Raw genomic sequence first — 22,871 nt, forward strand, 5'->3', positions numbered from 1 at the left:
CGGTGATACAGACCGTGGCCAAGAACCCCCTGGCCATAGGCTACGACGGGCTGGGCTACGTGGACACCCGGGTTGTGAAGACCCTAAAGATAAACGGCGTGGACGGCACCCCCACCAACGCCCGGAACGGCAAGTTCCCCACCGCCAGGAAGCTCTACATGTACACCAACGGGGAGCCCAAGGGGGAGATAAAGGACTTCCTCGACTTCCTGAAGGGCCCGGAGGGGCAGAAATACGTGGCCAAGGAGGGCTTCGTGACCCTTAAGCCCTAAGGTGGCAACAGGGTTCCGGCCCTTAGGGCCAAGTTTGAAAAGACGGGGCTGGAAAGTCCTCAAGGGGGGGCCTACGGGCCCCCTCTTTTCGGGAAAAGCCAAGACAGAAGGAGGTACCTTTAGATGGGGGAGATAAAGGGGGACCGGATACCCAGGGCCGCCATAGGGGCGGTGGCCATGATGGGCATAGCGGTGATGCTCTCCATAGTGGCCTTCCTGCTGAAGGAGAGCTTGCCCATATTGGCCCACACCACCCTCAAGGATATGGTCTTTGGCATGCTGTGGTATCCCACCAGGGACGAGCCGTCCTTCGGGATGCTTCCGCTGATGGTAGGATCCGCCGCGGTGACGGCCCTTTCGGCCCTCATGGCCCTGCCGGTGAGCGTGGGGCTTGGGATATTCACCGCCATGGTCTGCCCCAGGGGGCTTAGGGAGCTGTTCAAGCCCCTTCTGGAGGCCATGGGGTTCTTCCCGTCGGTGGTGTTGGGGTTCCTGGGCATGGTGGTCATAGCCCCTTGGATGCAGGAGAGGTTTGAGCTTTTAACCGGCCTTAACATGCTTAACGCCTCCATGCTCCTTGGGTTGATGATAGTTCCCACCGTGGCGTCCTTGACGGACGACTCCCTCACGGCGGTGCCGAAGGACGTGCGGGACGCATCCTACGCACTGGGGGCCACCAGGTACGAGACCATCTTCAAGGTGTGCTTGCCCTACGCCTGGCGCGGGATCGCCCAGGCGTGCCTGCTGGGGATCATGAGGGCCCTAGGGGAGACCATGGTGGTCCTAATGGCCGCGGGGGGCGCCGCGATCATACCGGAGTCCGTGACCGACCCGGTGCGGCCATTGACGTCCGCCATAGCGGCTGAGATGGGAGAGACCCCGGTGGGGTCCTACCACTATCACGCGCTCTTCTTCATGGGGCTGATACTCCTTGGGGTTACCATGGGGATAAACTTCGTGATCCTGTGGCTTGAAGGGAGGCACAGGGCTTGAAGGACTTCTCAAGGATCGCAAGGGATAGGCTGAACACACTGGTCCTTTGGACCATGATGATCGGGGTTATAGGGGTCATGGGGTTCATGTTGGCGTTCCTTTGGAGTAACGGGCATCCGGCGCTCAGCTGGGAGTTCATCACCGAGAAGCCCCGATCGGGAATGACCGAAGGGGGTATAGCCACGCCCCTGGTGGGTACGATCCAGCTCATGGGGCTTTCTATGCTCATGGCCCTGCCGGTGGGGGTGGCCACCGCGGTGTACCTCAACGAGTACTCCCCCAGGGGAGCTTTGGCCTCCGCGCTGAGGCTTGCGATACGGAGCCTGGCAGGGGTTCCGTCGGTGGTGTTCGGCCTCTTTGGGCTGTCGTTCTTCTGCGTGTTCTTGAGGCTCGGCACCAACATGCTCACCGCCTCCATGACGCTGGCGTGCCTGGTGCTGCCGGTGGTGGTGAGCGCCGCGGAGACGGCGCTGATGAACGTGCCGAAGGACTACAGGGACGCGTCCTTCGCCATGGGGGCCACCAGGTGGCAGACCATATGGAAGGTGGTGCTTCCCTCCGCCATGCCCTCCATAATAACCGGCGCCATACTGGGGCTGGGGCGAGTGGCGGGGGAGCCCGCCCCCATAATCTTCACCGGGGCGGTGTTCTTCACGCCGGACTTCGCAAAAAGCCCCTTTGAGTCCGTGATGGCCCTGCCGTACCACGTGTACGTGCTGGCCACCGCGGGGACCAACATAGACGCCACCAGGCCCATACAGTACGGAACCGCCCTGGTGCTCATGGGAGTGGTGCTCCTCTTCTCCCTCACCGGCACCCTGTGGCGGAGTCGATTGAGGAGGAGGAACCAGGCATGACCCAGGCACAGGGCGCTCAGGGGAACTTAGAGCACCGGGAGGACCCGAAGCTGGAGGCGTTGGGGCTCACCCTCTATTACGAAGAGGGGCGGGCCGCCATAAGGGACATAAACCTTAGGATACCCCCAAGGTCGGTGACGGCCCTCATCGGGCCGTCGGGCTGCGGGAAGAGCACCTTCTTAAGGTGCCTTAACCGGATGAACGACTTCATACCGGGGGTTAAGGTGGAGGGCAGGATCCTCCTGGACGGGGAGGACATATGCGCCCCCGGGGTGGACGTGATAGGACTTAGGCGAAGGGTGGGGATGGTGTTCCAGCGGCCCAACCCGTTCCCATTCTCCATATGGGAGAACGTCACCTACGGCCCAAAGCTGCACGGCGTGAGGGACCGCAGGAGGCTTGACGAGATAGTGGAAAGGAGCCTTAAGGGCGCGGCGCTGTGGGACGAGGTGAAGGACAAGCTGGACTCCTCCGCCCTGGCGCTTTCAGGTGGCCAGCAGCAGCGGCTTTGCATAGCCCGGGCCATAGCGGTGGAGCCGGAGGTGCTTTTGATGGACGAGCCCACCTCCGCTTTAGATCCCCTTGGCACCGCCAAGATAGAGGAATTGGTGAGGGAGCTTAAGGAGAGGTACACTGTTGTGATAGTGACCCACAACATGCAGCAGGCCGCCCGGGTGTCCGACAGGACCGCTTTCTTCCTGATGGGGGAGCTGGTGGAGGAAGGTCCCACCAGGGAGATCTTCACATCCCCCAAAGATCCCAGGACCGAGGACTACATAACGGGCCGCTTCGGTTAGAAAGGGGGAACGTTGGTGAACTCGATCAGCACGAGGAAGCACATGGACGACGAGCTGGAGATAATAAGGTCCGCCATAATGAAGCTTGGGGCCATGGCGGAGTCATCGGTGCGGGACGGCGTGAGGGCCCTGCGGCAGAGGGACCGGGACATGGCCCGGCGGGTCCTGGAGGAGGACGACAGGACCGACGAGCTGGCCTCATGGCTTGACGGTTCATGCCTTGAGTTCATAGCCCGCTACCAGCCCCTTGGGGCGGACCTTAGGACCATGTCCTGCGCGATCCACATGACCGTGGACCTGGAGAGGATAGCGGACCTTGGGGTGAGCGTGGCCAAGAGGGCCCTTGAGATGTCGGGGCAGGAGCCCATAAAGCCCCTCTTGGACATACCCAGGATGGGTGATCTGGTCTGTTCCATGGTGGACATGGCCATAAGGGCGTTCCTCAACCGGGACGATGAGCTGGCCAGGGAGCTCTGCGCCCTGGACGACCAGGTGGACGACCTGCAGCGCCAGGTGACCAGGGAGCTCTTGGCCATAATGCTGGAGAGGCCCTCCACCATATCCCAGGCCGCCTCCCTTGCGGAGGTGGCAAGGGTGCTTGAGAGGGCTGGGGACCACGCCACCAACCTGGGGGAGCACATCCTTTTCATGAGCACCGGCAAGCGCCTTAAGGCCTCCCTGTTCCGGCGTCCCATAGGAGGCGCATCATGAGCTGGCGGGTGCTGGTGGTGGAGGACGAGGAGAGCATAGCGGAGGTGCTCTCGGAGGCCCTGCGAAGGCAAGGGTACCGGGTCATGGTCGCCCGCGACGGGGATCAGGGGCTGGAGATGGCCCTGTCCGCCCTTCCGGACCTCATCGTACTGGACGTGATGCTGCCCAAGATGGACGGATGGGAGGTCTGCCGAAGGATAAGGGAGGACCGCAAGGGCCGCAAGATCCCCATAATAATGCTCACCGCCCGGCGGGACGAAAGGGACGCGGTGGCGGGCCTTGAGGCGGGGGCGGACGACTACGTACGCAAGCCCTTCTCCATGCCGGAGCTGCTGGCCAGGGTGAGGTCCCGCCTCAAGAGACATTCCGGAGCCGAGGAGTCATCCCCCAAGGTGGCCGTCATGGGGGAGCTCGCCGTGGAGGAAGGGGGGGAGACCCTGGTGCGGGGCGAGCCACTGGACCTGTCCCCCACGGAGCAGCGGCTTCTGGAGGTGCTGATCAGGGGACAGGGGCGTCTTGTAACCAAGGATGAGATCCTGGCCAAGGTATGGGGACACCTTGGGGGGGACAGCAGGACCGTGGACGTCCACGTCTTCAGGCTGAGGAAGAAGCTGTCGGAGGCTCGGGCGGGGGTGGCGGTGCGCACCGTCCGGGGCCGGGGATACAGGATGACGGAGGGGTCTTAAGGATGTTCAAGACCATAAAGGGGCAGGCGGCGCTGCTGATGATCCTTCCCCTGGCGGCCTTTCTTGGGTTTTCGTGGCTTTTGGTGCTGGGGGACACCAGGGGGTACCTGGAGGAGGTGGTAAGACGCAACCTCTCGGACCTGACCGGGGCGGCGGAGGTGATGGTGGCAGCCTCCGGCGGAAACCTTGAGGCCCTGGACGGGCCGGTGAGGGCCTGGGCAAGGAACGCGTCGGTAAGGGTCACCCTGGTGGACCGCCACGGCGTGGTACTGCTTGACAGCGAGGTGCCGAAGGACAAGGTGCCCCGGATGGAAAACCACCTGTCCCGGCCGGAGATACGGGAGGCCTTTAAGTCCGGGGAGGGCTACGCGGTAAGGCGCAGCGACACCACGGGGGTGGAGTACCTTTACGACGCGAGGCGGGTGGAGGGGAAGGCGCCTTTGGTCATAAGGGTTTCCATGAGGAAGCACATGTTCGAGGGGGCCCTGTCGTCCCTTAGAAGGCGCCTTTGGCTGTCCTTCGCCGCCGCCTTCGGCCTTGCGGAGATAGTGGGCGTATGGTGGATGAAGCGCCTTACCGACCCCATACTGGCCATAACCCGAGGGGCCGACGGGGCGGAGGCGGGAGAAGAGCCCCACTTCCCAGCCCAGGGACCGGCGGAGATAAAGAGGCTGGCCTTGAGCCTCAAGCGGATGTACCGGCGGCTCAACAGGGCCATGGAGGACTTGAGAAGAGAGAGAGAGAACCTAAAGGGGCTGGTGGAGACCATGCCGGTGGGGGTCCTGCTTCTTGGGCCGGACCGGAGGGTCATATATTGCAACTCCTCCATGGCGGGGCTGGTCAGGACATTGAGCTCTCAGGGGCTCCCCATGGAGGGGGTGATAAGGCATCCGGAGGTGATAGGGCTTGGGGAGGCGCTCCTCCAGGGGGCCCGGTCGGTGGAGTCCACCGTTGCGGTGCAGGATGGCTCCGCGGAGAGGTCTTACCTCGTAAGGGGCGCTTCGGCGGGGGACATGGCGGTGCTCACCGCCCAGGACATAAGCGAGAGGGTGAAGCTGGAGGAGGCATTGAGGAACTTCGTGGCCAACGTGGGCCACGAGTTTCAAACGCCTCTTACCGCCATAAGGGGGGCGGCGGAGCTCCTCATGCAGGGAGCCTCGGAGGAGGACCGACGGTTCGTTCGAAGGATCCTGGAGCAGCAGGAGCGCTTAAGCGACATGGTGGACCGTCTGCTGGTGCTTGCAAGGTGCGAAGGTGGGGCGGCGGGCCCCTGGGAGGACCTGGACCTTACGGCCATGGCGAGGGAGGCGGTGGAACAGGTGTCCTTGATGCCCGAGGCGTCGTCGGTGGAAATCCACCTGGAGCTTCCGCCTTCCGCGCCTATCCGGTGCGGCAGGGAGGTGTTCACGGCGCTTAAGAACCTGGTTGAGAACGCGGTGAAGTACACCTCCCATAAGTTCCAGGGCCGGGAAGGGGGGGCCGTGACGCTGCGGCTTAAAGACATGGGGGACCGTTGGGGTCTGATGGTGGAGGACAACGGGTCCGGGATACCCCAGGGCATGGAGGAGGAGGTCTTCCAGCGATTTAGGCGTGGGGACTTTCACAGGGCGAGGCCCTCCCAGGGGGGCTACGGCCTTGGGCTGGCCATAGCCAGGGGAATCTTAAGGGCCCATGGGGGAGACGTGAGGCTTGAAGGGTCCCGGCCGGGGGAGGGTTCAATTTTTCTGGTGGAGATCCCTAAAAGTAAATAAAATTTTCGTTAAAACCACAGATCACCCCAAGAAGCCACAGCCAGTTGTTTTGTTTACTAAAAGTTGGCTGTGGCATTATTTTTTGGTTAAGGTCAGGGGTGTTTTTTAATTTTATAGAACAAAGCTTGCCCCACCAATCGGTTTGGTTATAATACCCCCATCCTGCGGGGAGGCGAGAAATGGGCTGAAAATATAGACTAATCAAAAATAAAGGAGGACTATCCCTGATGAAACTAGGACGAACTTGGCAGGCGGCGGGGCTCTTTTGCATGGCCCTGATCGCCGCAGTGATCGCCTTAGCTCCGCCGGGGTTCGCGGAGGACCTTCTAGGCAGCCAAAAACCCGGCTTCGTGGTATCCGAAGCGGGGAAGAACGGGTCCCTAAAGACATCTTCGAACGCCAACGAACAGGAAGACTCAATCCCATTAAATGACAACCCCGCCCCCGAGGCTCACAACGCCGAACAGGGGGCCCCAATGGTAACCCTGGAGGCAGCGCCCGCCTCCTACCACCAATCCATCACAGAAACCCTTCGACTCATGGGGTTAACCACAAGGGACCTGGCGCTTTGGGGAACCAAACACCCCACGTCAATACTCAACAGGCTGAAGGACTTCTCAATCGAGGACCAGAGGACCGTCGCCGCGGTGGTGCGATACATCCGGGGGACTAACCCCAGCGTGTCCCACAAGACCGCGTGGCGCACCGCCGCCGCCTTGGTGTACTACAGCGCCAAGTACGGCATACCGGTGCACCTGTCCGCCGCGGTGGCCCACACAGAAAGCCACTTCAACCCAAGGGCCCAAAGCCCCAAGGGGGCCATGGGAATAATGCAGGTCATGTGGCGGGTGCACAACGGCCTTCTGCAGGCCCACGGGATCGAGTCCAAGACGGACATGATGGACCCCGAAAAGGGCGTGGCGGCGGGATGCCTCCTGCTCTCCCGGTACGTGAAGGCCTACGGCTCCGTACCAAAGGCCCTGGCCCGATACTACGGGGGCTCCTCGGTGGCCTACTTCAGAAAGGTCAACACCAAGATGGCCCACATCAAGACCTCCATGGCTCAGTAAAACCCAACACATAGGCAAAAGGCCGCCGGACTCCCGGCGGCCTTTTGCGCGTCTTAACCCTAAAACCCCCTCACTGGGGGTCCAAAAGCCCCGCGTCCAGAAGGCGGTTCACGTGATACTGCAGGTACAAGGCCCCAAACACCAAGGTCATAAACCACGACCGGGCCACCGAGTCCGCCGCCAACGGGCTGGACTCCCGGACCTTCACGTACTCCCTCAGGTTGTCCCGATACCTAAAACAGGCCACTATCATCATCACCGCCCCCACCAGGGACGCAAGACCCCCCGCCATGCCCCCCCACACAGGGCTTATGGCGCTCTTGAAGGAAAAGCCCAAGGACACGAAGCCAAGTATCAACGGGACCGTGCCCAGCACGTCCCCCACGTGGGCGCTCCCCATGGAGTTGAAAGCCTGCCGCCTGGAGTACACCCAGTAGGCGGGATATATCCCCACGGTGACGAAGGACAACAGTATCATCACAAGAAGCGACACCCGCTTGACCCTAGGATTAATCACCACAGTCTCCAACCTCAACACCTCCGCCGCAAGCCTTAACGGTCCTTACCTCCCCAAGATCCCACCGCCTAGCCAGAAACTCCCTGCAAGCCTCCGCCCCCTCTAGGTCCTTGAATATCACCCCGCTGGCGGTGCCCGAGTGGGCCACCGCTATGCCTATGCCTCCGCACTCCCGGCAGGCCCCAAGGAGCAAGGGCCACTCCTCCCGAGGCATTATGGCCTGCTGGATTATGGCGGACATGGTGGCCGCCGCCGCCACCTTCCGGCAGTTACCCTCCAGAAGCCCACGCTTCAACACCTGATAGGCCTTGGCGTGCCTCTGGGACCGCTCCTTCACCGCCTTCATTAGCCCCCGGTCCTTACGGTACGCCTCGGTATCCAAGGTCCTGTAGGGAAGCATGGCCGCCAGCCACATGTCCGGCGGCTCCGGCAGCCGCTCCACAAGCCTTCCCCTTATGTGGTCCACCAGCGCAAGGCCCCTGAACATGGTGCCGTCCGAGGGCTCCACGGAACAGCAAAGACGGAAGAGCTCCTCCTCGGACAGCTCAACGCCGCCAACCGCGGCGCAGGAGGCCAACACCCCCCCCACGTCCATGGTGGAGGTTCCAAGCCCCAAAGCGGGCCTCAAGGGGTTCTCCACCTCCACCGAAACCGCCGAAAGCCCAAAGGAGTGCCGGGCCAGCTGGAGGGCCCTGTGGGCCTTCGGCGGAAGCGCCTTGGGACGCCCCCCTTCCTCCGCTATCACCCGACCCCGCCACTCCACCGCAAGGCTGACCAAGGCCTCCCCGTCGGGCAGTATCCAGCCCTGGATCCACTCCCCCACCGTTCCGTTCAAAGACGCAAAGGCCTTCACCGCCGAAACACCCCCATCACGGGCCCGTGGTCCGAGGGCCTCTCCATGGCCCGATACTCCCGGAGCACCGCCGCGTCCAAGGACCTCTCCGCCATCCCCTCCGTCCCCAGGATGTGGTCTATCCTCCAGCCTATGTTCCTCTCCAGGGCCCCCTTCACCCGGTAGTCCCAGAAGGAGAACTCCCCCTCCCCGGGCCGATGCCGCCGGAACAGGTCCACCATGCCGGCGGAGAGGAGCTCCTCAAAGGCCCGCCTCACGTCCTGGTGGAAGCACACGTGGTTAACCTTGTTCTCCGGATGGGTCACGTCCAAAGGGGTGGGCGCCACGTTGAGGTCCCCCACCAGAAGCACCTCCCCGCCCGCCGCCTTGAGATCCCCCACAAGCCCCAGAAGGCGCCGGAAGAACCGGAGCTTGTACCCGTAGTCCGGGTGCTCGATGTCCTTCCCCTGGGGCACGTAACAGTTCACCACCCACACTCCCCCAGCCTTCACCGCCGCGAGCCTGGCCTCATCGGTCCCCTCCCCTCCCTTGGGGAAGCCGAAGAAGCTCTCCTCCGGGAGATCCAGCTCATCCAGGACCGCCAACGCCACCCCGTTGTAGGACTTCATGCCCCGGTAAAAGACCCGATAACCCCTGGACCGGAAGAGCTCCTCCGGGAAGTCCCGGTCCTGCACCTTGGTCTCCTGAAGGCAAAGCACCTGGGGCCTCTCCCTCTCCATGAGAAGGGACACCGCCTCGGACCTGGCCTTGAGCGAATTGACATTGAACGTTATCACCTTGAAAATGGACAATCATATCCCCCCAGCCAGGAAGCTACCGCCACACCATACTATTTTATTTTCCAGGGGAAAGCAAAGGGGAGGACGCCCAATGGACCACCGATGCACCGGGAAACGGCGGATAGCGGTCATAGGACTCACCCTGCTGCTCCTCATAGGGGCCGGCATGGCGGTGATGCACTTCAACATGGGGCTCTCCTGGGTGGACGCGGCGTTCTACACCGTGACCACCCTTGCCACCGTGGGCTTCGAGGCACCGCCGGGGCTAACTCCCGGGAGCAAGGTCTTCCTGGTGTTCCTCATAGTCATAGGCTTCGGCGTCATGGCCTATTCCATAGGCGAGATAACCCGGTTCTTCATAGAGGATCAGATGCTCACCCTTCTAGGCAGGAGGCGGAACAAGATGCTCAACAGCGTTAAGGACCACTGGATCATCTGCGGGCTTGGACGGGTGGGAAGCCAGGTGGCCTCCCAGTTCCACGAGGAAGGGATCCCCTTCGTGGCCCTGGAGCGGGATGAACAGGCGGTGATGGACGCGGTGGAGGGCGGATGGCTGGTGCTCAACCGCAACGCCACGGAGGAACGGGCCCTGGAGGAGGCGGGCATAACCAGGGCCAAGGGGCTCATCGCAACGCTCAGCAGCGACCCGGACAACGTGTACGTGGTGCTCTGCGCCCGGGCCCTCAACAAGAACTTGAGGATAATAGCCCGGGCCAACGACAACCAGTCCTCCGCGGCCCTCTACAGGGCCGGGGCGGACAAGGTCATAAACCCCCTGGTGGCGGGGGCCCACACCATGGCCAACGTGGCCACCAGACCCAAGGCGGCGGAGGCCATGCAGGACCTCATATACACCACAAGACGCCTGAACCTGGAGTTCGACAAGGTGGTCATAGCGGACGACAGCCCCGTGGCGGGCATGACCTTAGCCCAGGCGGACCTGCGCCGATCCCTCGACGTGCTGGTGCTGGCGGTTCGGAAGGGCACCGCCATCCGCTACAACCCCCCGGGGGACTACATACTGGACGGCGGTGACGAACTCCTGGTGCTTTGCCTCAAGGACCACGTGCGGGACCTGCGGCGCCTTCTCACCGGCCAGGTCTAGGCTCAAAGGTAAAAAACCCCCCGAGCCGCCACCTCGGCGGGGCCCTTCAAAACGTAACGGGCCCCATGAAGTTCCATTTCCGCCTCCACCATGTTAAACCCTCCGGGGCTCTCTATCCTTACAGATCCCCGGAACCCCGAGCGCAAAATCGCCGCGGCGCACCCGCAGGCCCCGGTGCCGCATGACATGGTGAAGTCCTCCACCCCCCGCTCATAGGTGCGGGCGAAGAACCCATCCCCCACGCCCGAACCTCCAAGGGGCATAAGGAAGTTGACGTTGGCCCCCTTGGGGAACCTCGGGTCGTGCCGGTAGCGCCTGCCAAGGGCCCTAAGCTCCTCCTCCGGCAGGTCCCAGCTGGGGGCGAAGAGCACCACGTGGGGCACCCCCACGTGCAGGTAGGACATCACCACCCCCTTGGGAAGCCCATCCCCAACCTCGGGCACCCCGAAGAAGGCCCCCTCCCCAAAGGGCCAGAACCCCATCTCCAACGACACCGTCTCACCCTCAACCTCCGCCTCCACCACCTTAGCGCCGGAGAGGAACCGCATCTTCGGGTCCTCCAACCCCAGCCTCTCCAGCATCATGGCGAAACACCTAGCCCCGTTGCCGCACATGTCCGCCTCGGTGCCGTCGGAGTTGAATATCCTCATCCGGAACTGCACGTCCCCATCCCCGTCCTGCAGAAGAAGCACCCCGTCGGCGCCTATGCCCTTCCGCCGGTGGCACATCTTAACCGCAAGGTCCGCTGGATCCACCCTGGAGCTCAAACGCCCCCCAAGGTCGTCCACGAAGACGAAGTCGTTGCCGTTGCCGTGAACCTTGAAGAACTCCACGAACCTCAAGCCCTCCACCGCTCATCCCTCCGATACCCTGAACCCCATGCGGGAGAGCACGGCTTTAAGGCGCTCCCGCTGATCCCCTTGAACCAAAACCTCCCCCTCCTCCACCCTGGCGCCGCACCCAAGGGCGGTCTTGAGGGACTTGCAAAGCCCCTTCAGCTCCTCCGCCGAAAGGCCCTTGACCAGAACCGCCGTGCACTGGTGCCCCCCAAGGCCCTTCCTCCGTATCGACAGGGACGCGGATAGCCCCACCCTGTCCTTCTTTTCCTTGCCCGCGGAAGCCTCCGAAGAGGGCTTTCCCTTTCTCTGACTTCCCTCCCCTGGAGACTGCGGGCCAAGCTCAAGCCCCGCGGATCGAAGCGCGGCTCCCAAGCTGTTTATGTCACCCACGCTCTCCTGCAGGGGGATCTTCTTCTTAACCATCAGGGAACACCGCCCCCTCTATCACATCCATCCTCAACCGTTCCTCCAGGAAGTCCGCCAAGGCGTCGTAGCGCCTCTCCCTCATGGCCCTGCCGGTAAGCCCCTCCCCGCGGAGCTCCGGGAGCCCGCGGGCGCGCCTTATGAAGTTCAAAAGGGCCCGCCGGAACACCGGGTCGTCCGCAAGGCCGTGCAGGTAGCTGCCGAAGACCCGGCCATCAAGCCCAAAGGCCCCGTCGGGACGGCCCCTACCGTCATCCCATACGGTGAGGGGAGCTGTCCCTCCTTCCGCGAGCGAGGTCTCACCGGCGTGGATCTCGTAGCCCTTCACACAAGCCCCCTTGAGCCCCTCAAGCCAGAAGCCGCCGTTCACCGCCGCGGACGCCGGACGGGCCACCTTGTGGTCCCTGAAAACGGTCCTCACCGGCAGAAGCCTAAGGCCCTCCTCGAAGCCGCCCCCCTCGACCCCAAGGGGGTCCTCCACCGAGAGCCCCAGCATCTGGTAGCCGCCGCATATGCCCCAAACCACGGCGCCGTCCTCCAACGCATCCCCTATGGCCTTGGGGAAACCCATGGCCTTGAGCCACCGCAGGTCCTCCAGGGTGGTCTTGGTGCCGGGTATTATCACCAGGTCCGCCCCCCTTATGTCCCCCGGATGGGAGGCGAAGACCACCCGGCACCGGTCCTCCCCAAGGGCGTCGAAGTCCGTGAAGTTGGACATCCTGGGAAGCGATATGACCGCCGCCCTAAGCTCCCCTTGGCCGAAGTCCCGGCGGTTCAGGCTGTCCTCGGCGGGTATTGAGAGATCCCTAATCAGGGGCAGCACCCCAAGAACCGGCCTTCCGGTCCTCTTCTCAAGGAAACGGACCCCCTGGTCAAAAAGCGACGGATCCCCCCTGAAGCGGTTCACCACCAGCCCGCCTATAAAGGGCCTGTCCATGGGGTGCACAAGGTCCAAGGTGCCCCACAGGGCGGCGAAAACGCCCCCCCGCTCTATGTCCGCCGCCAGGATGCCGAAGGCCTCGGCGAAACGGGCCATCCTCAAGTTCACCAGGTCCTTATGGTACAGGTTCATCTCCGCGGGGCTCCCGGCCCCCTCCATCACTACCAGGTCGGAGCTGGACAAGAGCTCCGACAAGGCCTCCGCCGCCAGGGGGAAGAGCTCCTCCGAGAGGTTACGGTGGTACTCCCCGGCAGACCAGTGGCCAAGCACCCTACCCTTCACTATCACCTGGCTAACCGAGTCCCCCATGGGCTTTAACAGCACCGGGTTGTGCAGCGGCGAGGGCTCCACCCCCGCCGCCTCGGCCTGAACCGCCTGGGCGGTCCCCATCTCCCCCCAGGGGGTTGAGAAGGCGTTGAGCGCCATGTTCTGGGCCTTGAAGGGGTTCACCCTAAGGCCCCGCCTTGCGAACACCCGGCAAAGCCCCGTGGCCAGGAAGCTCTTGCCAGCGTCGCTGGAGGCCCCCAGCACCATGAGCGCCCGGCCCCTCTTCCTAACCCTTGGGGTCGACCCCTTAGGCCTGGCTGCTTGACGCCCTTCGGCCCACAAGGCGCAGGCCGAAAGGAAACGCTCCGCCAGATGCGGCTCTCCCAGCATGTCCACGTGGGCGTAAGAGGCGAAAAGCCGCGCATCCCCGTACCCGCACCGCCAGGAGCGCCCGTCCGAGGCCTTCCGGACCTCCATGAGCGGCTCCTCCGGCCCCTCGCAGAAGGAGTAGTGGAACTCGTGGGCCCGGAAAAGCGTCCCAGCGCCGCCCACGAGGCAGTCCTTCTCAAGTCGGCACTCCACGTAGCCGAAACGCTGAAGCCGGGGCTTGAAATCGAAGCCAAGCCTAAGAAGCCCCCCCATGGAAGCGCCGCGCCCCGCGGGGTCCCTCATGCGCTCCCCAAGCACCATCATGCCCCCGCACTCGCCGTAGGTGGGCATCCCAGCCTCCCTTGCCCGACGCAGGGAACCAATGAACGGCGACAGCGAGAGCCGGTCCATGTGCTCCTCCGGATACCCACCCGGGAGGATCAGGCCATGGACGCCCTCGGGTATCTCCTCTTCAACGGGGCTGAAGGGGACTATCTCAGCCCCCATGGACTCAAGGGCGAAGAGGGAGCTTTGGTAGACGAACGAGAAGGCCCGGTCCCTGGCAAGGGCCACCCTAAGGGGCCTTCCGTTCCGAAGGGCCTTTAGCGGCCCAAGGCTCGGCTCCTTGAGGGGCCCTGCCTTGGGCTCCTCCGCCAGCCCCTCAAGGGCCTGCAAAAGGGAAGGGTCCAGGGACTCCCCCATCCAGCGGACCGCCTCCATGAGGGCCGGTCCTTCAAAGGCCTGGCAGAGCCCCAGGTGTCTTGATGGAAGGGATCTTTCGTGCCTTTGGACCTGCCCCAGCACCGGGGGCAGGTGATAGGGTTCGAGCCAGGCTCTTACCATCTCCCCGTGGGATGGGCCTGCGATGCGGTTCAGTATCATGCCCCTGATCTCAGGGGCCCCCGGGGCGTTCACCAGCCCCCAGGCCATGGCCCCCAGGGTGGGGGAGGCGTTAAGACAGTCCAACACCAGCACCACCGGCAGCCCCAGCTCCCAGGCCACCCATGCGGTGGAGAAGTCCCCCTTGGGGTTCAAGCCGTCGTAGAGCCCCATCACCCCTTCCACCAGGGCCACGTCCGCCCCACAGGAGGCGTGCCTGTAGATCCAAGGCAAAAGGCCGGGGGTAAGGAACCCGTCCAGGTTCCAGCACTCCCGGCCCGAAGCGGCGGAAAGGTAAGAGGGGTCTATGTAGTCGGGCCCCACCTTGAAGGTTTGAACCTTGGCGCCCCTCCTCCCCATGGCCCACGCCAGGGCGGCGCACAGGGAGGTCTTCCCGGAGGAGCTGCCGGGGGCGGCCAGAACTAGCCCCCTGGTCACGGCGCTACCCCAGCATGGCCTTCAGGAACGGGGGCAGCACGAAGGCGGCCCTGTGGATCTCGTGGGAGTAGTAACGGGTGCCCTCGGGAGCGGGGCGCCGGATCTCCTGGGGGTCAAAGCCCTTGGTGCCTATGCCGTAGGTCCAGAAACCGGTTGGATACGTGGGCATGAAGCCCACCGCCAGCTTAACGACCTTGAAGACCTGCCTCAGGGCCTCGTAGGCCCCGGTCACCACGTGGGGGTCCGAGAAGGGCGACTCGGTCTGGCAGACTATGAACCCGTCCTCCCGGAGGGACCGGTGGACGTTGGCGTAGAAGGGTGCCTCGAAGAGCCCCGCGGCGAACTCCACCGGGTCGGTGCTGTCCACTATCACCACGTCGAAGGCCTCCTTGTTGTCCTCGATGAACTTGAGGGCATCCATTGGGAGCACCCGGGCCCTGGGATCATCCATGGCGCAGCTCAGGGAGGGGAAGAAGTCCTTGGCGGCCCTTATTACCTCCTCGTCTATGTCCACCAGGTAGGCCTCCTTGACGGAGTCGTGCCGGAGCACCTCCCGCAAGGTCCCCCCGTCGCCGCCCCCCACTATGAGCACCTTCTCCGGGTTGGGGTGGGAACACAGGGCCAGGTGGCTCATCATCTCGTGGTAGCAGAACTCATCCCGCTCGGTCACCTGGATGGCCCCGTCCAGCACCATCACCTTGCCGTACTCGGGGGTCTCAACCACCAGCAGGTCCTGGTACTGGGATTTTATGTTCCTCAAGACCTGGGTCATCCGAAGCCCCAGCTTCATGTTGTGGGTCTGCTCCTCAAAGAGCCACATCTCGTTAAGCCTCTTGGGACGAACTTCCATAGGTATCCCTCCTTAAGGGGGTTTATCATCCAACACCCGATGCCCCTGCCCTTGTACGCACGACGTCTCAGCTGTGTAAAACCCGCCGTCCAGGGGCAGCCAAGGGGCCGGCCATGGGGTTTGATTTTACATCATTCCTCCCGGTCCCTGAAGCGGTCGAAGATGCTGCCCATCACCTCGTGGTTCTGCCGGAACCACTCCAGCACCTCCGGGGCGAAGTGCTCCGGCCGGGTCCTGCCGTCGCCCATAAGTATTACCCTCACCGCCTCCTCGTGGGAGAAGCCCCTCTTGTACGACCGGTTGGACCTCAACGCGTCGTATATGTCCGCCAATGCCATCACCCTACCCTCCCAGGGGATCTGCTGCCCCGAAAGGCCGAAGGGATAGCCGCTGCCGTCCCACTTCTCGTGGTGGGTGAGGCATACCCGGCGCGCCATGGCGAGCCACTCCGCGTCGCCTATTATCTCCGCCCCCCAAACGGTATGGCGCTTCACCATCTCGAACTCTTCCGACGTAAGCCCCGACGGCTTGGAGAGCACATGGTGGGGCACCTTGAGCTTGCCTATGTCGTGGAGCCTGGCAAAGATCCCCATGTCCTCCACCTCCTGGGGGCTGCGCCCCAGGTCCCTGGCTATGCGGGTCACGTAGGCGCCTATGCGGCTTAGGTGCTCCTCGGTCTCGTTGTGGTATATGCCGGTTATCTCCTGTAGCTTCTGGGCCAGATAATAGTAGGACTCCCGGATCTCCTGCCGGGACTTGCTGGCGTCAAGGAACCCCGCAAGCACCGACGCCACGGGTATCAAGGTCTCCAACATGGCCTCGTCCCTCTTGCGCCTCTCGGTGAAGCTCACCGTGAGCCCTCCAACGGGACGGCCCATGTGGGACAGCCCCATGGCCACCTCGGTCACCACCGCCTCGTGAAGGGTCAGGTACCCGGCTTCACTCCTCACGTCCTCCGCCCATATTAGGCCTTCCTTCACCGCCCGGCCTATGAGGGACGAGTGGACGTTCACCGGCTCCGGGGGAAGCCCTTCTTCGTATCCGCTGTAAGCCACCGGTATCAGGGTGTCCCCCTCCAGGCGGTCCACCACCACCCCGAAGGCCGAAAGCATCTCCCTTATGGTCTCCGCTATGCGACCCACCTCGTCGGGGGCCTGGTAGCCCGAACGGACAAGCTTCGCCACCTGCAGGGTCTGCCCCCATATCTGCTCCCGCTTGCGAAGTATGTCGTTGGACTCCGCCAGGGAGGCGTTCATGGCGGCCACCTCTTCGCCAAAGGCGTTTATCTCCTCCTGCTGGGACCACAATACCCTCATGGCGGCCCCAAGGCCCGAAAGCACCGAGTGAAGCTCCTCAAGGTTGCAGCGGGACTTGCGCCTTTCCACGTCCTGGGACAGGGCGTCTATGACCTGGGACAGGTCCTCGGGACACCGTATGGTCGAGAGGTCCCGCTCCATCTTCTCAAAGAAGTCCGTCATGTCCTTCACGTCCGGCATCACCTGGTTCTTCCAAAGCCTGTAGAAGAGGAACAGTATGCCAAGCATCATGAAGGACATGGCGATGGGCACCGCGGAACCGGACAGGACCTTCACCAGTATCTCCCCTTCGGGCACCACCACCAAAAGCCGCATCCCCTGAACCCGGAAGCACTTGGCCCAGTAGGCCCTGCCGTCGTCTATCCTGCCCCTAGACCAGGATTCGCAGTTAAGCATCCTCCTGTCAATCCAGCCCCGGATGGAGAAGTACCTTCCGAAGGGACCATCCTCCGCCCATATGACCCGGCCGTCCTCCCCCGCCAGCACCGGCAGGACCAACGACGACCCCTTGAAGCCCAGGGCATTCTCGTCCATCCTGATGCCCACCAGGTACTCGGACCCCTCCAGCTCCCGCACGGTGACGAACTGAGGGTACCCGTCGGGGTTGTAAAGGCTGGACACCTCCCAGACGCCCCTCAGCCGGTCCAGCTCCCGAAGGCGCACCCCGTGAGGGATATATCCCCTAAAGGGCTCCTCCGCCTGATCCTCGAGGATCCGCACGAGTAGCTCCACCTCCGGAAAGTAGGTCTCCGCCTTGTAGGGCGCCGCAGCTATGTAGGAGGCCTTCACCAGCTCCGAGTCAAGGTGCCGAACCAGGTTTGACGCCATGCTCTCCGTGGCGTTCCAGGCGTTCCTCTGCTGGTCCCGCAGGGCGGACCGGAAAAGATAAGCCCCCTGGAGGAACAGCATGAAGGCCCCAAGGGAGGCGAAGAACCAGAACCAACGGACGAAAAGCCACTTAAATGACGTCAACGGCCACCCACCTCCCCAAGGTTCCTCCAGACGGCCCCGTCGTACCTCACCTGATAGAGGGGCAGCACCACGTCTCCCGCCGGATCCACGGGGAAGTCTCCCCGGAGGGTCTTAACGGTCTTCATGGACCTAAGGGCCTCCGCGGCCCCCTTTGGGCCCTTGGGGCCTAACACCGCCTCTGCCGCCATGGACACCGCCCCGTACCCGGAGTCCACCGCCGGAAGGGAGGGGATGCCCGCTATCCTATCCTTAAGGTACTTCATGAACGGATGTTCCATGTCCAGCTCCACGGGGGAGAACACCACCGACAGCCCCAGGGACTCGGGCCCCGCCAGCCGGGCGCTGACGGAGGACACGCCCCAGCCCGCCACGGCGCAGGGCACATCTCCCTTGAGGCTGCCCACCATCTCCATGAATATGCCCGCGTAGTACGCCGGCATGGCAAGGTAAAAACCGTCGTACCCGCCGGTTACAACCTCAAGCCGGAAGGAGCTGTAAAGGTCCGAGGGCACCCCGATCAGGGTCTTCTTCGGGGCCGTACCAAGGCCCGACGCGAAGCCATCCAGCTGGCCCCTTGTGTAAACCAGGTTGGACGAGTCCAGCACTGCCAGGTACCGCTTGAAGGCCGGATACTGCAAACGGGCCGTCTGCCCCAGCTCCACCGCCCCCGATGGGCCGGAGTAGCGGTATAGAAGATCCCCCTTCACCGCAAGGGCGGGGGCGTTGGCGTTGGTGGCTATGGAGGGTATCCCCTCCTTCTCAAGGAGCGGATGAACCCGGGACACGAACCCCGACGTGGCCCCCACTATCACCACCCAGGCCCCGGAGTCCTTGATGGCCTTCAACGCCTCCTGGTCCGTCATGCCGGTAACCACCAGGGGTCTTATGCGAAGCCCCCTGTGCCGCGCCTCGGCGTTGAAGTAGTCCACCGCGAATAGGGCGCACTGCTGCACCTCCCGGGACAGCGCCGCCCCTGACCCCTTAGACTCGAACCAAAGGGCCACCACCGCCTCCCTGGGGCCCATGAGCTTGAACCCCAAGACCGCCAAAAGGCACAGGGCCCCAAACCCCGCCGCCAGTGACAGGGGCCTTGAGATTTTAAGCGTTTTAAACAACCCAGCTACCCTAGATCCCGCTCCGACCCGCAGCCCCAAGGACAATCACCGTGCCTTCCCGCAAGCCGCAAACGGCGTTTTTGTTTTTGCCGCCAAGGACGGGCGGCCATCAAACGACAATAACTCTTCGCCACCCCTTCCCCATGAATTGTATCAAACTCCACCGGTGAAACTGGATCGGATAAAAATAAAAATTTTGGCATGTAGTGCCAAGTTCATTTTAACCTTTTTAGCGGGCCGCACAATGGGTTATAATGAACCCCACGAAATCAAAAATCGTTTTTCTCAAAGGAAGGTGATAAGGCGATGAGCAAAACCAAGTGGATCCGTTTCCACCTCTTACTAGCCGCCTTGGCCCTGCCGGCCTTGTCCCTTTTAGGCCCTTCATGGGGCGCCCGCTTGGGCCCCATGCCCGCGTGGGGCCACGACAAGAGGCTCACGGTGCTCTGTCCTGTGGAGCCCCTGTCCTACCTGGCCCGCCGGGTGGGGGGTGACCGGGTAAAGGTGGTGACCTTGATACCCAAGGGGGCGGACCCCCATTCCTTCGAGATGCGCCCAAGCCACGCCAGGGCCATATCCCAGGTGGACGTGATGTTTTACCTGGGGCTCCCGTTGGAGGAGTCGCTCCTTCCGAAGCTCGAGTCCAGCAAGGTACGGGTGGCGCCCCTTAAGTTCTCAAAGCTCAAAGGGCACCACCATGGGGAAGACGCGGGGCATGGCGAGTCCTTCGACCCCCACGCCTGGAACTCGCTCTCCAACGGAAGGTCCATGGCGGTCTCCATGGCGGAGACGTTGAAGGCCTTAGACCCGGCCAACGGGGCGGTCTACGACGCCAACCTGGCGTCTTTGCTTAAGGACATGGACCGGCTTGACCGGGAGATCTCAACCCTCCTCTCCCCATTCAAGGGGCGGGCGGTGCTGGCCTACCACCCGGCGTGGAACTACTTCTGCGCCGAGAGGGGCATTATTCCCCTTGCGGTGGAGTCCCGGGGGATGGAGGCAAGACCAAAGGAGCTGGCCAAGCTGCGGGAGGAGGTGCGCCGGCGGGGCATAAGGGTCATGTTCGTCCAGCCCTCCGCCTCTGGCCCCGCTTCAAAGGCCACCGCCTCCATGCTCAAGGTAAAGCCCGTGGAGCTGGACCCTTTGGAGGGGGACTGGTTTAAGATGATGCAGAAGACCGCCAGGGCCTTCGCGGAGGCCCTGAAGGGGAGGTGACCTCCATGGAAGGGTTGGGTCTCCTTGAGATGCCCTGGGTTGAATGGTTCAAGGCCCTTCCGCCTTACCTGCAGGCCCTGTTAGGGGGGGCCCTCACCTGGGGCCTCACCGCCGTGGGCGCCGCCATGGCCTTCATCGGCGCCAACCCGTCAAGGAAGATGCTGGACGCGATGCTGGGCTTCTCCGGCGGGGTAATGATAGCCGCCAGCTTCTGGTCCCTGCTCTCCCCCGCCATAGAGATGTCCCAGGAGCTCGGGCTCACACCGTGGCTTCCCCCCGCGGCGGGGTTCCTTGGAGGGGCCCTATTCCTTCGGCTTCTGGACTTCCTGCTGCCCCACATCCACCCGGCCCTCAAGGGGGGACAGCCGGAGGGCATCAGGTCCAACTTGAGGAAGACCACCCTGCTGGTTCTGGCCATAACCCTTCACAACATACCGGAGGGGCTGGCCTTCGGGGTGGCCTTCGGCGCCGCGGGCCTTTCCTCCGCCACCCTTTCGGGGGCCCTGGCGCTCACCCTGGGCATAGGGCTTCAGAACCTGCCGGAGGGCCTGGCGGTTTCAATGCCCCTAAGAAGCGCCGGGTTCTCCAGGGGGCCAGCGTTCTTCTTCGGTCAGCTCTCCGCGGTGGTGGAGCCCATCTTCGCCGCCATAGGGGCCCTATCGGTGGAGTCCATGCGGATGGGGCTTCCCTACGCCCTCTCCTTCGCCGCGGGGGCCATGATATACGTGGTGGTGGAGGAGGTCATACCGGAGTCCCAGTCGGAGGACAACGGGGACCTTGCCACCATGGGATTGGTGTTGGGCTTCATCTGCATGATGATCCTTGACGTGGCGCTGGGATAACGGTTATACAATCTTGTTTGAACCCTCCGGTGAACGGGAAGTCCGGTGAGAGTCCGGCGCGGCCCCGCCACTGTGAGCCCGACGAAACCGCCATTGCCACTGGGGATACCTTAACCTTAAGGCCCTGGGAAGGGGCGGAGGTAGGATGAAGGCGAGCCAGGAGACCGGCCGGGGGGCAAGGGGAAGGTTGCCTGCGCGGGCGGGCGCCTCCGGTGGGAACGCCTTCCCTGTCTTCATCCCAGGGCTCCGGCCTTGAACGGGAAACCCCAAAGAAGGGAGGGAACAGATGGTGCCCCTTAACTACGACAGAAACCCCGCCTCCATCGAAAGACGCAGCATCTCCCTGATCCGCCAGGTCTTAAGTTCCTACTCCATACCCCAATCCATGATGCCCGTGGCGGAGAGGGTGGTACACGCGGGAGCGGACTTCTCCCTGGGAAACCTGCTGTCCGCAAGCCCCGGTTGGCTTGAAGGGGCCAAGAGGGCGCTTAAGGACGCCAAGGTGTTCTGCGACGTGGACATGGTGCGTTCGGGCCTTTCAAGGAAATACCTTTCGCATCTGAACCTGGAGCCGGTGTGCCTCATCCACCAGCACTGCACCGCCGCCACAAGCGCCGCCTGCGGCATAACCCGCGCCATGGCGTCGGTGGACATGGCAGTTCAAATGGGGATCCGGGTCTTCGCCTTCGGCAACGCCCCCACGGGCCTTTTCAGGCTCCTGGAACTTATGGAACAGGGCTTCGAACCCCTGTTCGTGGCGGCGTTTCCCGTGGGATTCGTGGGAGCCGCGGAGAGCAAGGAGCTCATCCTAAAGAGCGGGGTTCCCTGCGTGGCTTTAAGGGGGCCCAGGGGAGGGTCAAACCTGTGCGCCGCGGCGCTCAACGCCGTGATGAGGCTGTGCCTTGGGGAGGAAGACCAGATCCGATGACCGGGGACGGCCTTAGATGAAACGCCGTTGACCAATGGCAACGGCGCAACCCCGGCCCTTATCGATTGATCGATCATCGGCGCCCGAAAAACGCGAGACCCGCCAAAGGAACAAAAGGGCCGCGAAAGGCAAAAAATTCGGGAGGTCGAGGTGGTTTACGTGAAGTACGTGAGGACGGTTCAGGCTTTGATCTTGGCGCTGACCCTGTGCGTTTTGGGGGTTTTCCAGGGCCATCACGGGGCCTTCGCTTCGGAGGGACACACGGTGGAGAAGAAGAACGCGGTGCTGGTGGTGGCCTTCGGCAGCTCCATGCCGGAGGGGCAGCGGGCCATAGACGCGGTGGTGAAGTCCGTCAAGGACGCGTTCCCCGACACGGAGGTGCGGCTCTCCTTCACCAGCCGCATCATCATGCGGAAGCTGGCCAAGGAGGGCAAGGTGTTCCTGGACCCCATAAGCGCCTTGGCCAAGCTCCACAACGACGGCTACACCAACGTGGCGGTGCTGTCTACCCACGTGATACCAGGTGAGGAGTACGAGGACCTCTCCGCCACGGTGGGGGCCTTCCGGTACCTCAAGGAGCACGGCACCAAGAGCGGCTTTGAGGGCATCTCCCTGAGCAAGCCCCTGCTGTGGTCCCCGGAGGACTACCAGCGGGTGGCCGGGATCCTGGAGAGGGCCTTCCCCCGGGTGGAAGGCAGGGGCGTGGTGCTGATGGGGCACGGGTCCCCGCACCCGGCGGAAGGGGCTTACGCCCGGCTTCAGACGGTGCTCCAGCGCAAGCGGCACGACTTCGCGGTGGGCACCGTGGAGGGGACTCCCTCCCTTGAGGACGTAACGGCCCTCCTCAAGCACAACCGCGTCAAGAGGGCGGTGTTGGCGCCGCTCATGCTGGTGGCGGGGGACCACGCCCACAACGACATGGCGGGAGACGAGGAGGACTCCTGGGTGAACTCCCTGGCCAAGGAGGGCATAAAGGCTGAGGCGCACCTCAAGGGGCTTGGGGAGAACCCGGAGATCCGGGCCCTGCTTGTGGAGCACCTCAAGGAAGCCGCCAGGGAGGCGGGCTTCTAGAAAAATTATAAAATGC

22 protein-coding genes and 1 riboswitch are annotated in these 22,871 nt (G+C 63.3%); of the genes, 13 read left to right on the forward strand and 9 right to left on the reverse strand.

The window, feature by feature from the left end; all coding sequences use genetic code 11:
- The 8 genes from N2315_00555 to N2315_00590 all read left to right on the forward strand — a co-directional run.
- On the forward strand, positions 1 to 272 hold a 272-nt coding region (locus N2315_00555), incomplete at its 5' end, for a phosphate-binding protein (GenBank protein MCX7827688.1).
- 123 nt (positions 273 to 395) lie between these two features.
- Positions 396 to 1,265, forward strand: a complete 870-nt coding sequence (gene pstC / locus N2315_00560) for a phosphate ABC transporter permease subunit PstC (protein MCX7827689.1) — start codon at positions 396 to 398, stop codon at positions 1,263 to 1,265.
- Positions 1,262 to 2,122, forward strand: coding sequence for a phosphate ABC transporter permease PstA (gene pstA / locus N2315_00565; GenBank protein MCX7827690.1), 861 nt, complete (start codon positions 1,262 to 1,264; stop codon positions 2,120 to 2,122). The genes pstC and pstA overlap by 4 nt, the downstream gene beginning before the upstream one ends.
- Positions 2,119 to 2,919 (forward strand): phosphate ABC transporter ATP-binding protein PstB, encoded by an 801-nt coding sequence (gene pstB, locus N2315_00570; GenBank protein MCX7827691.1) that lies wholly within the window; start codon positions 2,119 to 2,121, stop codon positions 2,917 to 2,919. Before pstA ends, pstB begins: the two co-directional genes overlap by 4 nt.
- 15 nt (positions 2,920 to 2,934) lie before the next feature.
- On the forward strand, positions 2,935 to 3,630 hold the full coding sequence (phoU, locus tag N2315_00575) for a phosphate signaling complex protein PhoU (GenBank protein MCX7827692.1): 696 nt from the start codon (positions 2,935 to 2,937) through the stop codon (positions 3,628 to 3,630).
- Positions 3,627 to 4,316: a response regulator transcription factor gene (locus N2315_00580; GenBank protein MCX7827693.1), complete on the forward strand. Its 690-nt coding sequence runs from the start codon at positions 3,627 to 3,629 to the stop codon at positions 4,314 to 4,316. Before phoU ends, N2315_00580 begins: the two co-directional genes overlap by 4 nt.
- 2 nt (positions 4,317 to 4,318) lie before the next feature.
- Positions 4,319 to 6,067, forward strand: a complete 1,749-nt coding sequence (locus tag N2315_00585; GenBank protein ID MCX7827694.1) for an ATP-binding protein — start codon at positions 4,319 to 4,321, stop codon at positions 6,065 to 6,067.
- Positions 6,068 to 6,294: 227 nt separating this feature from the next.
- The gene (locus N2315_00590; protein ID MCX7827695.1) at positions 6,295 to 7,137 is read left to right on the forward strand and encodes a transglycosylase SLT domain-containing protein; all 843 of its coding nucleotides are present in this window, start codon (positions 6,295 to 6,297) and stop codon (positions 7,135 to 7,137) included.
- A gap of 70 nt (positions 7,138 to 7,207) precedes the next feature.
- On the opposite strand, the gene N2315_00595 is transcribed toward N2315_00590, so the two are convergent.
- From N2315_00595 to xth, 3 genes are read right to left on the reverse strand one after another with little or no spacing between them, the layout of a single operon-like run.
- Positions 7,208 to 7,657, reverse strand: coding sequence for a DUF4234 domain-containing protein (locus N2315_00595; protein ID MCX7827696.1), 450 nt, complete (start codon positions 7,655 to 7,657; stop codon positions 7,208 to 7,210).
- Positions 7,647 to 8,489: a hypothetical protein gene (locus N2315_00600; protein MCX7827697.1), complete on the reverse strand. Its 843-nt coding sequence runs from the start codon at positions 8,487 to 8,489 to the stop codon at positions 7,647 to 7,649. Before N2315_00600 ends, N2315_00595 begins: the two co-directional genes overlap by 11 nt.
- Before the next feature lie 14 nt (positions 8,490 to 8,503).
- Positions 8,504 to 9,298 (reverse strand): exodeoxyribonuclease III, encoded by a 795-nt coding sequence (gene xth, locus N2315_00605; protein MCX7827698.1) that lies wholly within the window; start codon positions 9,296 to 9,298, stop codon positions 8,504 to 8,506.
- A 79-nt stretch (positions 9,299 to 9,377) separates the two neighbouring features.
- Between xth and N2315_00610 the strand changes: the two genes are divergently transcribed.
- The gene (locus N2315_00610) at positions 9,378 to 10,391 is read left to right on the forward strand and encodes a TrkA family potassium uptake protein (protein ID MCX7827699.1); all 1,014 of its coding nucleotides are present in this window, start codon (positions 9,378 to 9,380) and stop codon (positions 10,389 to 10,391) included.
- A 2-nt stretch (positions 10,392 to 10,393) separates the two neighbouring features.
- On the opposite strand, the gene dapF is transcribed toward N2315_00610, so the two are convergent.
- From dapF to N2315_00640, 6 genes are all read right to left on the reverse strand, one after another.
- Positions 10,394 to 11,242, reverse strand: a complete 849-nt coding sequence (gene dapF, locus N2315_00615; protein MCX7827700.1) for a diaminopimelate epimerase — start codon at positions 11,240 to 11,242, stop codon at positions 10,394 to 10,396.
- A 3-nt stretch (positions 11,243 to 11,245) separates the two neighbouring features.
- Positions 11,246 to 11,653 carry a translation initiation factor gene (locus tag N2315_00620; protein ID MCX7827701.1) on the reverse strand — a complete coding sequence of 136 codons (408 nt, stop codon included), beginning with the start codon at positions 11,651 to 11,653 and terminating at the stop codon, positions 11,246 to 11,248.
- Positions 11,646 to 14,546 carry a cobyric acid synthase gene (locus N2315_00625; GenBank protein ID MCX7827702.1) on the reverse strand — a complete coding sequence of 967 codons (2,901 nt, stop codon included), beginning with the start codon at positions 14,544 to 14,546 and terminating at the stop codon, positions 11,646 to 11,648. The genes N2315_00620 and N2315_00625 overlap by 8 nt, the downstream gene beginning before the upstream one ends.
- Before the next feature lie 4 nt (positions 14,547 to 14,550).
- The gene (gene speE, locus N2315_00630; protein MCX7827703.1) at positions 14,551 to 15,396 is read right to left on the reverse strand and encodes a polyamine aminopropyltransferase; all 846 of its coding nucleotides are present in this window, start codon (positions 15,394 to 15,396) and stop codon (positions 14,551 to 14,553) included.
- Positions 15,397 to 15,527: 131 nt separating this feature from the next.
- A complete protein-coding gene (locus tag N2315_00635) occupies positions 15,528 to 17,684 on the reverse strand; it encodes an HD-GYP domain-containing protein (protein MCX7827704.1) in 2,157 nt (718 codons plus the stop codon).
- A complete protein-coding gene (locus tag N2315_00640; GenBank protein MCX7827705.1) occupies positions 17,681 to 18,844 on the reverse strand; it encodes a hypothetical protein in 1,164 nt (387 codons plus the stop codon). The genes N2315_00635 and N2315_00640 overlap by 4 nt, the downstream gene beginning before the upstream one ends.
- Positions 18,845 to 19,207: 363 nt before the next feature.
- Here N2315_00640 and N2315_00645 point away from each other — a divergent pair, with 363 nt between their 5' ends.
- The 4 genes from N2315_00645 to N2315_00660 all read left to right on the forward strand — a co-directional run bounded on the left by N2315_00645 (position 19,208) and on the right by N2315_00660 (position 22,855).
- Complete coding sequence (locus tag N2315_00645; GenBank protein MCX7827706.1) at positions 19,208 to 20,014, forward strand: zinc ABC transporter substrate-binding protein; 807 nt, start codon at positions 19,208 to 19,210, stop codon at positions 20,012 to 20,014.
- A gap of 5 nt (positions 20,015 to 20,019) precedes the next feature.
- Entirely contained in the window at positions 20,020 to 20,856 is an 837-nt protein-coding gene (locus tag N2315_00650; GenBank protein ID MCX7827707.1) for a ZIP family metal transporter, read from the forward strand.
- Between the two features lie 10 nt (positions 20,857 to 20,866).
- A riboswitch (cobalamin riboswitch) is annotated at positions 20,867 to 21,044 on the forward strand.
- A gap of 98 nt (positions 21,045 to 21,142) precedes the next feature.
- Positions 21,143 to 21,784: a precorrin-8X methylmutase gene (locus tag N2315_00655; protein ID MCX7827708.1), complete on the forward strand. Its 642-nt coding sequence runs from the start codon at positions 21,143 to 21,145 to the stop codon at positions 21,782 to 21,784.
- Between the two features lie 150 nt (positions 21,785 to 21,934).
- The gene (locus N2315_00660; GenBank protein ID MCX7827709.1) at positions 21,935 to 22,855 is read left to right on the forward strand and encodes a sirohydrochlorin cobaltochelatase; all 921 of its coding nucleotides are present in this window, start codon (positions 21,935 to 21,937) and stop codon (positions 22,853 to 22,855) included.
- Positions 22,856 to 22,871: the final 16 nt, after the last annotated feature.

Source organism: Thermanaerothrix sp. (assembly GCA_026417795.1).
In the GTDB taxonomy this organism is placed as follows: Bacteria; Synergistota; Synergistia; order Synergistales; family Synergistaceae; genus Thermanaerovibrio.

Bases quoted from the DNA above. Each gene is read 5' to 3' on its own strand.
- pstC (MCX7827689.1), top strand. From the start codon at position 396: ATGGGGGAGATAAAGGGGGACCGGATACCCAGGGCCGCCATAGGGGCG.
- pstB (MCX7827691.1), top strand. From the start codon at position 2,119: ATGACCCAGGCACAGGGCGCTCAGGGGAACTTAGAGCACCGGGAGGAC.
- N2315_00580 (MCX7827693.1), top strand. From the start codon at position 3,627: ATGAGCTGGCGGGTGCTGGTGGTGGAGGACGAGGAGAGCATAGCGGAG.
- N2315_00585 (MCX7827694.1), top strand. From the start codon at position 4,319: ATGTTCAAGACCATAAAGGGGCAGGCGGCGCTGCTGATGATCCTTCCC.
- N2315_00590 (MCX7827695.1), top strand. From the start codon at position 6,295: ATGAAACTAGGACGAACTTGGCAGGCGGCGGGGCTCTTTTGCATGGCC.
- N2315_00610 (MCX7827699.1), top strand. From the start codon at position 9,378: ATGGACCACCGATGCACCGGGAAACGGCGGATAGCGGTCATAGGACTC.
- N2315_00620 (MCX7827701.1), bottom strand. From the start codon at position 11,653: ATGGTTAAGAAGAAGATCCCCCTGCAGGAGAGCGTGGGTGACATAAAC.
- speE (MCX7827703.1), bottom strand. From the start codon at position 15,396: ATGGAAGTTCGTCCCAAGAGGCTTAACGAGATGTGGCTCTTTGAGGAG.
- N2315_00645 (MCX7827706.1), top strand. From the start codon at position 19,208: ATGCCCGCGTGGGGCCACGACAAGAGGCTCACGGTGCTCTGTCCTGTG.
- N2315_00650 (MCX7827707.1), top strand. From the start codon at position 20,020: ATGGAAGGGTTGGGTCTCCTTGAGATGCCCTGGGTTGAATGGTTCAAG.
- N2315_00655 (MCX7827708.1), top strand. From the start codon at position 21,143: ATGGTGCCCCTTAACTACGACAGAAACCCCGCCTCCATCGAAAGACGC.